The organism is Pseudomaricurvus sp., assembly GCF_965662505.1.
In the GTDB taxonomy this organism is placed as follows: Bacteria; Pseudomonadota; Gammaproteobacteria; order Pseudomonadales; family Cellvibrionaceae; genus Pseudomaricurvus.
In genome coordinates, this window is the sequence record NZ_CBFIHX010000112.1 from 1 (window position 1) to 11138 (window position 11138).

Consider the following 11138-nt stretch of genomic DNA (forward strand, 5'->3'; position numbering starts at 1 on the left):
ACCTGTTCCCGCCTCAACGACACAGACGTGCCCCTCGCTGTCCCGGACATTTTCGTCATCCAGGTGAATACCGCCGAGGGTCTTGGCGATTTCGGCAATCATCAGTTTCTGACCATAGCGAGCTTTGAGCTCCTTGTTGTTCAGAAACTCGGTGTAGGCCGTCTGGATGGTTTTTTTCAGTTCGGGAGTCAGCATATGAGCGTGAAGGTGCCGTTGGCAAAAGGGAGCAGTTTACCGTTTTCCGGCGGCGGGGGATATTGGAAAAAGTGGATGTTGTTTCCGCTCACCCTGAGCCTGTCGAAGGGTGAGCGAGGGGGCAGGCTGCTAGCGCTGTAATATCTTCTCGGCCAAAGCCCGGGTTGAGCTGTCCCAATCGTCCGGTAGTTTTCCACTCTGCAGTGCGTCGGCGATGGTGGTGCCGAGCTGTTTGCCCAGCTCCACGCCCCACTGATCAAACGCGTTGATGTTGAGCAGAACACTCAAAACATAGACCTTGTGCTCATAGAGCGCGATCAGGCTGCCCAGCGAGCGGGGAGTGAGCTGATCGAGGATCAGTGTATTGCTGGGGCGATTACCTGGGATGACCTTGTGAGGCGCCAGCTGATCAGCCTCGGCTTTTGACTTGCCAGCATCTGCCAGCTCCTGCTTGGCTTGTTTCAGGGATTTGCCTTCCAGCATGGCCTGGCTTTGACTGAGGCAGCAGGCGAGCAGCTGTTGATGTTGGCCGCTATAGGGGTGGTTGGGCTTAAGGCTGGTAATAAAGTCCACCGGAATCATCTGGGTGCCTTGATGGAACAGCTGATGAAACGAGTGCTGACCGTTACTTTCTTCCGTGCCCCAGATGGCGATACCGGTAGGGTGATCAACCGATTTGCCATCGAGATTGACGGATTTGCCCAGGCTTTCCATGTCCAGCTGTTGCAGAAAGTCGGGGAAGCGTTGCAGCTGGTGGCAATAGGGCAGGGCGGCCTGACTTTTGGCGCCCCAGCACTGACTGTACCAGAAGGTGATAAAAGCCAGAATCACGGGCATGTTGTGCTTGAAGTCGGCGCTGGCAAAGTGCTCGTCCATGCTGGCGGCGCCATCGAGAAGCTCCTCAAAGGCTTGCCAGCCCACGGCTAAGGCAATCGGCAGACCGATTGCAGACCAGAGCGAATAGCGTCCTCCGACCCAGTCCCACATGGGAAAGATGTTCGCCTCATCGATACCGAATTCAATGGCGCTTGTCAGATTCGTACTGATGGCGACGAAGTGATGTTTTAAATTGTCGATGCAACAGCCGCTGCTGATGATCCACTGGCGCGCGGCTTTGGCGTTTTCCAGCGTTTCCAGGGTGGTGAAAGATTTGGAGGCGACAATAAACAGCGTAGTTTCCGGATTCAGCGTTTTAAGTGTGTGGTGAATTTCGGCACCATCAATGTTGGCTACAAAGTGCACATTGATTTGCGGCAGATGGAAATCTGACAGCGCTTTGCAGACCATTCTGGGGCCCAGATCGGAACCGCCAATGCCGATGTTGACGACGTCGGTGATGGTCTTTCCGGAATGGCCCTGCCATTGGCCTTCGTGGAGCTTGGTGACAAAGGCCGACATCTTGTCTTTGGCTGCACGAATTTCATCCTGCACGGCGGCTTGGGGAAGAGCCGAATCGGGCCGTTGCCGCAGAGCGCTGTGCCAGGCAGGGCGGTTCTCTGTGTTGTTGACGTGTTTCCCTGTGAGCAAGTTTTCAATGGCCTGGCTGAGGTTGCAGTCCTCGGCCAGTGCCAGCAGGTGTTTGATGGTGGTTTCGTTCAGATGATTTTTGGAGTAGTCCAAAAACAGGGATTCAACCTGCAGTGAATAGTGTTCTGCTCTGTGGGGGTCCAGTTGGAACAGCTCGCTCAGATCGCTGTTCCAGGCCTGTTTGTGCGCGAGTAAGGTTTCCCAGTGAGGGAGATGCTGTGACAGGGTGGTGCGAGCGTCAATAGCTTCCATGAAATGACTTTGCCTCAAAAAAAGAAGTTTGTGGGTCAATAATAGCCGCGCAAGCGCCAAGTGTGCAGTGATCAGTTCAAACTTGCGATTGTCTGGCACATATATGATGACTGGCTGAGTGTTGTCCTGTGCGTTGCTGTGAACTCTGTGTGTTGGTCTGCGTCTGGTTTTGACTGTAGTTCAAGAATGTATCGTGAGTTCAAGCAAGTATCGTGCGAGAACAGACACTTTTCTGAGTGGGGCAAGTCTGCGGTCGGAGGCGGAGTTGGAGTAAGGGGGGTGTTGGAGTAAGCAGGGGAGGGCATGTGTGCCCTCAGTTATCAGTGATCCCGTCCCACGGAGAAATCAGCCAGTTGGCTCATGGCTTGTTTGAAGCGGCTTTCGGGCAAGTGAGACAGTTGGGCAATGGCCAGGTCGGCTTGTTGGCGAGCGCTGTCGGCAGTGTACTTGAGTGCGCCGGTGGTGTTGACGATCTCTACGATCTGCTCCAGCTGATCGATGCCGCCTTCGCGGATGGCGGTAGCGATGATTTCAGCCTGTTGAGGGCTGCCTTCACGCATGGCGAAGATCAGTGGCAGTGTGGGTTTGCCTTCTGCCAGATCATCGCCGACGTTCTTGCCGAGGGCTTCGGCGTCACCTTCATAATCCAGGGCGTCGTCCACCAGCTGAAATGCGAGTCCGAGATGGTAGCCGTATAGCTTCAGGGCTGTGCGTTGCTCGTCACTGGCTTCTGACAGCACGGCGCCCACTTCGCAGGCGGCCTCAAAAAGAGCGCCGGTTTTTTTGTAGATCACTTCCAGATAGTTTTCTTCGCTGACGCTGGGGTCTTTGGCGTTTACCAGCTGCTGCACTTCACCTTCGGAGATGGTGTTGGTGGTGTCAGACAGAATCTGCATGATGTCCATATTGCCGATGGCGACCATCATCTGAAACGCACGGGAATAGAGAAAGTCACCCACCAGAACGCTTGGAGCATTGCCCCATTTGGCATTGGCGGTCAGGCGGCCACGGCGCATGTCGGAGATGTCCACGACATCATCGTGTAGCAGGGTGGCGGTGTGGATAAATTCGATAATGGCAGCCAGGTCGAGGTGTCTGGTGTTGCCCTCTTTTTCGGTATAACCCAGGGCGTTGGCTGTCAAAAGCACCAAAAGAGGGCGTAGGCGCTTGCCTCCAGCTTCCACAAGATAGTGGCCAATGTTCTCAACCAGATCAACGTTGGAGTGTAATTGGTCAATGATCAGTTGATTGACGGCGCTGAAATCACCTTCAACAGCTTTATGAAAAGGCAGCATGGGGGGTTAATATCCAGAAAAGAACAATGGGGAAGCGTAGACGGGCATGCTATGGGGGTGGCGGAAAGCTGTCAAGAGAAGGCTTGGGAGTGCGTCAGTCAGAAGTATGAGAGGGGTTCCAATAAATAGGATGAGAAATTGCTCTACGGCGGTCATGATCGGGCTTGCGGCGATTCGTCGTTTGCCGTATGATCTGCGCCCCTGCCGCTTGCTGTCTTTAATTTGGGTGACAAGCTTGACTTTAAGTTGAGGTCAAAGGCGGATTATTGAACTGAGTTAGGTATACGACGCAAGCTCTTCCTGAAAGCGAACCAGGTGTCTGGCGCTGCTTCGTGTCGTCCAATGTCTAATTGGAGCATGTAAATGTACGCAGTATTTAAAAGTGGTGGCAAGCAACACCGCGTAGTGGAAGGCGAAACCCTGAAGCTGGAAAAAATTGAAGTAGCTACTGGTGAATCCATCGACTTCGACGAAGTCCTGATGGTTGCCAATGGTGAAGACATCAAAATCGGAGCTCCGGTTGTTGATGGCGCTAAAGTAACTGCCGAAGTGGTTAGCCACGGTCGCGGCGAGAAGGTGAAAATCATCAAATTCCGTCGTCGTAAGCACTCCATGAAGCGCCAAGGTCACCGTCAGTGGTACACCGAGGTGAAAATCACGGGTATCAAAGGTTAATCGAGTTAATCGTATTTTTATTAACTCAAGCATTCATTGAAGGAGTTTGACTCATGGCTCACAAAAAAGCTGGTGGTAGTACTCGTAACGGTCGCGACTCAGAGAGTAAGCGACTCGGTGTCAAGCGTTTCGGCGGTCAAGTCGTAATCGCTGGTAACATTCTGGTACGTCAGCGCGGAACTAAATTCCACGCTGGTGAGAATGTTGGCATTGGTAAAGATCACACTTTGTTCGCAAAAGCCGATGGCGTTGTGAAGTTTGAAGTGAAAGGCGATAAAAACCGTAAGTTTGTCAGCATCGTTGCCGCGTAAGTCGCAGCAATAATACTGATTAACGGGTTTGGGGGGTTAACCTCCTGCCTTAACAAAAGCCCCGTCATCCATGATGGGGCTTTTGCGTTTTGAAAACCTGAATTTTTAACCCCAAAGCCGAAGCTTGTAGAGATAAAGCTTGTAGAGAAAATCGCTTTGGGGCTCGGTGGCACGAATGCCATCCTATATTGGCTGTATACTGGGTATACCCCTGTCGAGTACCGGAGAAGTCTCATGAAATTTGTTGATGAAGCGCCAATTTATGTGGCCGCAGGCAATGGCGGCAACGGCTGCATGAGCTTCTGGCGGGAAAAGTTCGTGGCCAAAGGTGGTCCCGACGGCGGTGACGGCGGCGATGGCGGTAGTGTCTATCTGGAGGCCGATAGCGAACTGAACACGCTGGTGGATTACCGCTATCAGCCAAAATATCGCGCCGAAAATGGCCAGTCTGGCCGTGGTGCTAATTGTACGGGAGCTAAGGGCTCCGATCTGATCTTGAAGGTGCCTGTGGGTACCACCGTTCTGGATGTGGATACCGAAGAGAAGCTGGGTGACCTGACGGAGGTCGGGCAGCAGCTGATGGTGGCTCGTGGCGGTTTCCACGGTATCGGTAATGCGCGGTTTAAATCGTCTGTGAATAGGGCGCCGCGGCAGACCAAGCCGGGCCAGCCGGGCGAAGAGCGTAATTTAAAACTGGAATTGAAAGTCCTGGCAGACGTGGGATTATTGGGCTTGCCCAATGCGGGCAAAAGCACCTTTATTCGCGCCGTGTCCTCCGCCAAACCCAAGGTAGCGGATTACCCTTTTACCACGTTGGTGCCCAATCTTGGGGTGGTGAAGGTTCAGGCGCACCGCAGCTTTGTGGTAGCGGATATTCCCGGGGTGATTGAAGGCGCTGCGGAAGGTGCCGGGCTGGGGATTCGTTTCCTTAAGCATTTGACTCGCTGCCGTATTTTGCTGCATCTGGTGGACATGTCGCCGTTTGACGGCTCTACTCCAGCAGACAATGCTCAGGCAATTATTGATGAGCTGGGCGAGTTCTCACCGACTCTGGCCAAGCGTGATCGCTGGTTGTTGTTGAATAAAGTGGATCTGTTGCCGCCGGATGAGGCGGAGGCTCGCTGCCAGGAAGTTATTGATCAATTGGGCTGGGAAGGTCCGGTGTTCCGTATTTCTGCAATCAACAAGCAGGGAACGCAGGAGTTGTGCGGTCAGGTGTTGGATTATCTGGAAGAGCGCTGGGATGCTGAAAAGGCGGATCCAGAGTTGGCTGAAGCGGAGTTCGACACGCAAGAGGCCATGCAGGAAGAAGCTCGTGAGCGTATTGAAGAGTTGCGCGAACGCCACCGTGCGCAGCGTCTGGCGTCCAAAGATGATGACGATTTTGATGACGACGACTACGATGTCGATTTTGAGTATGTGCCTTAAGGCCTGAAGGGGCAGGAAACAGTCAGGATGAGTATTCGAAAGCAATTGCCCTCTGTTCAACGCTGGGTGGTCAAGATTGGCAGCGCCCTGCTGACCAATAATGGTCAGGGGTTGGATGCTCCGGCTATCGCCGGCTGGGTTGAGCAGCTGGCTCAGTTGCAAAAATCCGGGGTTGAATTGGTGTTGGTGTCTTCCGGCGCTGTGGCGGCGGGTATGACTCGGTTGGGCTGGACTGAGCGTCCAGACTCGATTCATGAGTTGCAGGCTGCGGCGGCTGTGGGGCAAACCAGCCTGGTGCAGACGTATGAGCAAGAGTTTCAGAAGTACGGGCTGAAAACCGCGCAAGTTCTGCTGGACCACGATGATTTGTCCAATCGTCAGCGCTATCTGAATGCACGCTCCACCTTGCGAGCGTTGACCGGTCTGGGCGTAATTCCGATCGTGAATGAAAACGATACGGTCGTCACCGACGAAATTCGCTTTGGTGATAACGACACGCTAGGGGCTCTGGTGGCCAATCTGGTGGTGGCGGATGTGCTGGTGATACTGACGGATCAGGACGGAATGTATACCGCCGATCCGCGCTCCAATCCAGATGCTGTAATGATCAGCGAGACTGATGCCAGTGATGTTTCTCTGGATGCCAAGGCTGGTGATGGCGGCAAACTGGGGCGTGGTGGCATGATTACCAAGGTGCGTGCGGCTCGTCTGGCGGCGCGTTCTGGAGCTCATACCGTGATTGTTGGTGGGCGCATTGAAAATGTGGTTACCCGTTTGCGTGAGGGTGAGTCTCTGGGAACCTTGTTGACCGCTGATCAGCGTCCGCAGGCGGCTCGCAAGCGCTGGCTGGCTGGTCAGTTGCAAGTAAGAGGGTGTCTGGTGCTGGATGATGGCGCTGTGCGTGTTCTGAAGCAGCAAGGTAAGAGTCTGTTGCCGGTGGGTGTGCGAAGTGCAGAAGGTGACTTCAATCGTGGCGATATGGTGTCTTGCGTGGATGCGGATGGGGTGGAAGTTGCTCGCGGACTGGTCAATTACAGTGTGCAGGAGTCTCGCCGTATCATTGGTCGTCCGAGTGAAGAGATAGAGTCACGCCTGGGCTACGTGGATGAGCCAGAGCTGATCCATCGGGACAATTTAGTCGTTCTGTAGTTTTGTAGTCCTGATGGTCCTGCGGTGCCCCGCTGTTTTCCTTTGTTTTATTCCGTTTAGTTTGAGTTTGCCTCTATGAGTATTTTTAAAGACCACATTGATGCGATGTCCGCTTACAAGCCTCCTTTGGAGGGGCGTGACCCGGAAAAATACACTCTGCTGGATTTTAATGAGCGCACCATCGAGGTGGTTGAGCCGATCCGTCAGGCTTTGCATGCGCTAGTTGATAGTGGTCGCCTGCACATGTATCCCTCTTATGGTGATATTGCGCAGCAGATTGCGGATTATGCCGGGGTCGACGCTGAGCAGGTCATGATCACCAATGGTTCTGATCACGGGATTGATCTGATTATTCGCTCTGCCTGTCAGGCAGGGGATGAAATTATCATCCCGGGGCCGAGTTTTGCCATGTATTCCCAGTGTGCGAAGTTCGAAGGCCTGAATATGGTCGAACCGCAATACACTCGTGAGGGTGGTTATCCGGTGGATGAGGTGATTGCCTCAGTGACGGATAAAACCCGTGTCATCGTGATCTCTAACCCCAACAACCCTTGTGGCACCCTCGTGGCTCCGGATGATATTGTGCGTATTGCTCAGGCGGCTCCGAAAGCGGCGATTCTGGTGGATGAGTGTTATTTCGAGTACAGCAAGGTCACCGTGGCGGATCGCTTGCATGAGAGTCCGAATATTCTGATTACCCGTACTTTCTCCAAAACCTGGGGGCTGCCCTCCATTCGTTTGGGTTATGTGCTGAGCGTGGCGGATAACATCAATGCGCTTCTCAATGTGCGCGGCCCTTATGATGTTAACCAGTTTGCGGTAGTGGCGGTCAGTGAGGGGTTGAAGTCGCCGGAGACCACCTTGGCCTATGTGAATGAGGTGATGGAGGTGTCAAAGCCGCTATTGGAAGCGTTTCTGGAAGAGGCGGGTATTGATTTTTGGCCGAGCGCTGCGAACTATTTGTGGGTTTTCCCGCAGAATCCGGAAGCGCTTGAGCTTGCCTTGCGCAAGGAGATGATGTTGGTGCGTCCCAAGGCGAATGCGCATGGGCAAATGGGGTTGCGCATGACCATTGGTACCGAGGAGCAGACTCGTCGGCTGGTTGAGGTGCTGAGAAAGGCTCTGCAATAGACTTCCTGGTGAAGTCACCAGACACAAAAAAGCCGACTCGAAAGTCGGCTTTTTTGTGTCTGACCCGAAATCGCCCGGCTTAAGCTGCCAGGGCCTTAATTTGGGTGTTCAGACGGCTCTTGTGACGTGCAGCTTTATTCTTGTGAATAATGCCTTTGTCAGCAATGCGATCGAGGACTGGAACAGCTGCAGCGTAAGCTGCTTTTGCTTGCTCTGCGTCACCAGCTTCAATGGCTGCAATTACTTTTTTCAGGTAAGTGCGCGCCATGGAGCGCAGGCTAGCGTTGTGCTTGCGTGCCTTTTCGTTTTGGCGCGCACGTTTTTTTGCTTGGGGTGAATTGGCCACCGTATTGCTCCTGTTAAAATTCGGGTACAAATCAAGGACGCGACATTATGCCTATTTATTGCCCTGTGTCAACAATTCCGAAGCTTAAAGCCCAATAATTCAGGGCGCTAAAGCCCCGGTGATCGAGAGGTTTAAGCGTGTTTTTGGTCCCTTGGCCGGAATTTACTGTCCCGCGGCAATTGAGGTGACTGTGTTGGGCTCAGAGTTGGACTCAGGGTCGGACTCAGCGTCAGCTTCCAGCAGGATTTCGGGCTTGCCTTTGCAGGCTTTCGCCAGGGCATCGCGACGCTTGGCTAAGAGCAGGCCAATGGCTTCGCTGAGGTCTTCGTCAATCTGAACTTCCTGTTCGATCAGGCTGGTGATGTTCGCAGCCAGTTCCAGCATTTTGTCGTGTTCTTCGGCGTCTTTTTTGTTGTCGAACATACTTCCGTCTCTGTCGCATTTCCAAACGGCAATTACAGCCATGGTTCGGGCTCCTGTTGTGTCAATATAACTGTTTTTTTGTACAGTATTCCTGTTGGGGTCAGATGTCAACTGCTCAAATTGTGGTGTCCGTGTGCGGTAATCTGGCTCTGCTAAGAGGCATTGAGTACACTGCCTCTCTTTTATGCATAGATCTGTGTTTTCTTATAAAGCTCCGCATATGGAAACGCATACAAAAACCGGTTTTCAGAATAAGCTGGACACATTAAAGGCAGGGTGAGGCGTTCGTGGCGAAATCAGAGGATGGTCAGAAAGTGGGTTCGGCAGATGTAAAGCCGCCTGCAGGTCTGTTGCGATCCAGCGCGCTGGTGGGGATGATGACCATGCTGTCGCGGTTTTTGGGATTGGCGCGGGATGTGGTCTTTGCCCGTTTTATCGGTGCCGAAGCGGGTGCGGATGCGTTTTTTGTCGCCTTCAAAATCCCCAACTTCCTGCGTCGTCTGTTTGCGGAAGGGGCTTTTGCCCAGGCTTTCGTGCCTGTGTTGTCCGAGTACCGATCCAAGGGTAGCGTGGAGGCGGTTAGAGGGCTGTTGGATCGAGTCGCGGGCTGCCTGGGGCTGACATTGATCATGCTGACGGGGTTGGCGATGCTGGGTGCACCTGTACTGACAGCGGTGTTTGCGCCGGGCTTTCTGGATGATCCGATCCGCTTCCCGCTGGCTGCTGATATGATCCGGATTACCTTCCCCTACCTGTTATTGATTTCCATGACGGGTTTTGCTGGCGCAATTCTCAACAGTTATGACCGTTTTGCCATTCCCGCTTTCACGCCGGTTTTGCTGAATGTGGTGCTGATATCGTCGGCGGTGCTGGCTGCGCCGTATTTTGATCCCCCGGTGATGGCGCTGGCGTGGGGAGTGCTGGCTGCCGGTGTGATTCAGTTGTTGTTTCAATTGCCGTTTCTGATGCGCATCGGGCTGATGCCAAGTCCTAAAGTGGACTGGAAGGATGATGGCGTTAAGCGCATTTTGGCCCTGATGGCGCCAGCAATCTTTGGGGTGTCGGTCAGTCAGATCAATCTGCTGTTGGATACGGTGCTGGCGTCGTTTCTGCCGACGGGCAGTGTGTCCTGGCTGTATTATTCGGACCGTTTATCAGAGTTGCCGCTGGGGGTTTTTGCGATTGCGATTGCAACGGTGATTCTGCCCGGATTGTCCCGTCAGCACGCCAGCGAAGACCCTGAAAAGTTTGCTCGAACGCTGGATTGGGCGGTTAAGCTGGTACTGCTGATTGCTCTGCCGGCGGCGGTGGCTCTGGTGATTCTGGCTCAGCCTATCCTGACGACGCTGTTTCAATACGGTAAAACCTCGCCGGCCGACATCGCCATGTCCGCTCTTAGCCTGAAGGCCTACGCTCTGGGGCTGGTGGCCTTTATGCTGATTAAAGTGCTGGCGCCGGGCTATTTTGCCCGTCAGGACATGAAAACACCGGTTAAGATCGGGGTGATCGCGATGATCAGTAATATGCTGCTGAACCTGATTTTTGTCATGCCCTTCTACTTTTTATGGAATATCGGCCACGTGGGTTTGGCTCTGGCGACGTCGGTGTCGGCGTTTATCAACATGGGGCTGTTGTGGCGTGGCTTGGTGAAGCAGGGTGTCTATCGTTCGATCCTGCCTTGGGGTAAGACTATCCTGCAGCTGATGGTGGCCAATGTGTCCATGGCGGCGGTTTTGCTTTGGCTGATGGCGCAGTTCACCGGTTGGTCGGTATGGGGCTGGGATGAGCGAGTGATGGCGTTGGCAGTGATCTGTGTGGCCGGTTTGGCCGTTTACGGTCTGGCTTTGCTGTTGACTGGCGTGCGCCCGAAAGACATCCGCGGCGTGCGTTGATAGTGAACGTTCAGCTGTCTAATTCGCATGCTAATTCTCAGGGTTGGGCTACTTAACCCTGAGGTCTTATCTGAGGTATACTCCGGCCTCTGTATAACGGGACTTTCGAGTGGGTTGTCGAAGAGAGTCATCCGCGTGGGTTGTCGAAGACAGTCTTCCTGCGGCTCGGGGTCCCGGAGAGTAATTTCAACTTGAGCCAGCCTGTGACCCAATTTCAGCAGCATTTTATCCGCGGTATGCACAACCTGCGCCCCATGCATCACGGCAGTGTTGTGACAATTGGCTCGTTTGATGGCGTACATCTGGGCCATCAGGCGATTATCCGTCAGGTGGCGGCCAGGGCCGCTGAGTTGAATCTGCCCTCTGTGGCCGTGGTGTTTGAGCCTCAGCCTCACGAATTTTTCTCCGGCGAACAGGCGCCGGCGCGACTCATGCGTTTGCGGGAGAAAGCGTTTGCCCTGTTTGATGCCGGTATTGATCGGGTGTGTTGTCTGCAATTCAATCAGAGCTTGCG

12 protein-coding genes are annotated in these 11138 nt (G+C 53.7%); 7 read left to right on the forward strand and 5 right to left on the reverse strand.

The annotated features are described in order from the left end of the window. From ACTG33_RS13655 to ACTG33_RS13665, 3 genes are all read right to left on the reverse strand, one after another. The coding region (locus tag ACTG33_RS13655; RefSeq protein ID WP_439135779.1) for a hypothetical protein at positions 1-195 on the reverse strand (195 nt) is incomplete at its 3' end. A 129-nt stretch (positions 196-324) separates the two neighbouring features. Continuing rightward, entirely contained in the window at positions 325-1974 is a 1650-nt protein-coding gene (gene pgi, locus ACTG33_RS13660; protein WP_439135780.1) for a glucose-6-phosphate isomerase, read from the reverse strand. Between the two features lie 320 nt (positions 1975-2294). Further along, complete coding sequence (locus ACTG33_RS13665; protein WP_439135781.1) at positions 2295-3269, reverse strand: polyprenyl synthetase family protein; 975 nt, start codon at positions 3267-3269, stop codon at positions 2295-2297. A 363-nt stretch (positions 3270-3632) separates the two neighbouring features. On the opposite strand from ACTG33_RS13665, the gene rplU reads away from it, so the two are divergent. From rplU to ACTG33_RS13690, 5 genes are all read left to right on the forward strand, one after another. After that, positions 3633-3944 carry a 50S ribosomal protein L21 gene (rplU, locus tag ACTG33_RS13670; protein ID WP_439135782.1) on the forward strand — a complete coding sequence of 104 codons (312 nt, stop codon included), beginning with the start codon at positions 3633-3635 and terminating at the stop codon, positions 3942-3944. A gap of 53 nt (positions 3945-3997) precedes the next feature. Beyond that, positions 3998-4255: a 50S ribosomal protein L27 gene (rpmA, locus tag ACTG33_RS13675; RefSeq protein WP_439135783.1), complete on the forward strand. Its 258-nt coding sequence runs from the start codon at positions 3998-4000 to the stop codon at positions 4253-4255. Between the two features lie 234 nt (positions 4256-4489). After that, positions 4490-5683, forward strand: coding sequence for an Obg family GTPase CgtA (cgtA, locus tag ACTG33_RS13680; RefSeq protein WP_439135784.1), 1194 nt, complete (start codon positions 4490-4492; stop codon positions 5681-5683). Between the two features lie 27 nt (positions 5684-5710). Next, on the forward strand, positions 5711-6832 hold the full coding sequence (gene proB / locus ACTG33_RS13685) for a glutamate 5-kinase (RefSeq protein ID WP_439135785.1): 1122 nt from the start codon (positions 5711-5713) through the stop codon (positions 6830-6832). A gap of 75 nt (positions 6833-6907) precedes the next feature. Continuing rightward, the gene (locus ACTG33_RS13690) at positions 6908-7963 is read left to right on the forward strand and encodes a pyridoxal phosphate-dependent aminotransferase (protein ID WP_439135786.1); all 1056 of its coding nucleotides are present in this window, start codon (positions 6908-6910) and stop codon (positions 7961-7963) included. Between the two features lie 79 nt (positions 7964-8042). Here the strand turns inward: ACTG33_RS13690 and rpsT are convergent, their stop codons facing one another. Continuing rightward, entirely contained in the window at positions 8043-8309 is a 267-nt protein-coding gene (gene rpsT / locus ACTG33_RS13695; protein WP_439135787.1) for a 30S ribosomal protein S20, read from the reverse strand. A gap of 162 nt (positions 8310-8471) precedes the next feature. Further along, on the reverse strand, positions 8472-8774 hold the full coding sequence (locus ACTG33_RS13700) for a YebG family protein (RefSeq protein ID WP_439135788.1): 303 nt from the start codon (positions 8772-8774) through the stop codon (positions 8472-8474). 245 nt (positions 8775-9019) lie between these two features. On the opposite strand from ACTG33_RS13700, the gene murJ reads away from it, so the two are divergent. Further along, on the forward strand, positions 9020-10624 hold the full coding sequence (murJ, locus tag ACTG33_RS13705) for a murein biosynthesis integral membrane protein MurJ (RefSeq protein WP_439135789.1): 1605 nt from the start codon (positions 9020-9022) through the stop codon (positions 10622-10624). Positions 10625-10860: 236 nt separating this feature from the next. Then, a partial coding sequence (locus ACTG33_RS13710) for an adenylyltransferase/cytidyltransferase family protein (protein ID WP_439135790.1) occupies positions 10861-11138 on the forward strand: 278 nt, incomplete at its 3' end.

Coding starts and splice junctions, on each gene's coding strand:
- pgi (WP_439135780.1), bottom strand. CDS start 1,974: ATGGAAGCTATTGACGCTCGCACCACCCTGTCACAGCATCTCCCTCAC.
- ACTG33_RS13665 (WP_439135781.1), bottom strand. CDS start 3,269: ATGCTGCCTTTTCATAAAGCTGTTGAAGGTGATTTCAGCGCCGTCAAT.
- rplU (WP_439135782.1), top strand. CDS start 3,633: ATGTACGCAGTATTTAAAAGTGGTGGCAAGCAACACCGCGTAGTGGAA.
- rpmA (WP_439135783.1), top strand. CDS start 3,998: ATGGCTCACAAAAAAGCTGGTGGTAGTACTCGTAACGGTCGCGACTCA.
- cgtA (WP_439135784.1), top strand. CDS start 4,490: ATGAAATTTGTTGATGAAGCGCCAATTTATGTGGCCGCAGGCAATGGC.
- proB (WP_439135785.1), top strand. CDS start 5,711: ATGAGTATTCGAAAGCAATTGCCCTCTGTTCAACGCTGGGTGGTCAAG.
- ACTG33_RS13690 (WP_439135786.1), top strand. CDS start 6,908: ATGAGTATTTTTAAAGACCACATTGATGCGATGTCCGCTTACAAGCCT.
- ACTG33_RS13700 (WP_439135788.1), bottom strand. CDS start 8,774: ATGGCTGTAATTGCCGTTTGGAAATGCGACAGAGACGGAAGTATGTTC.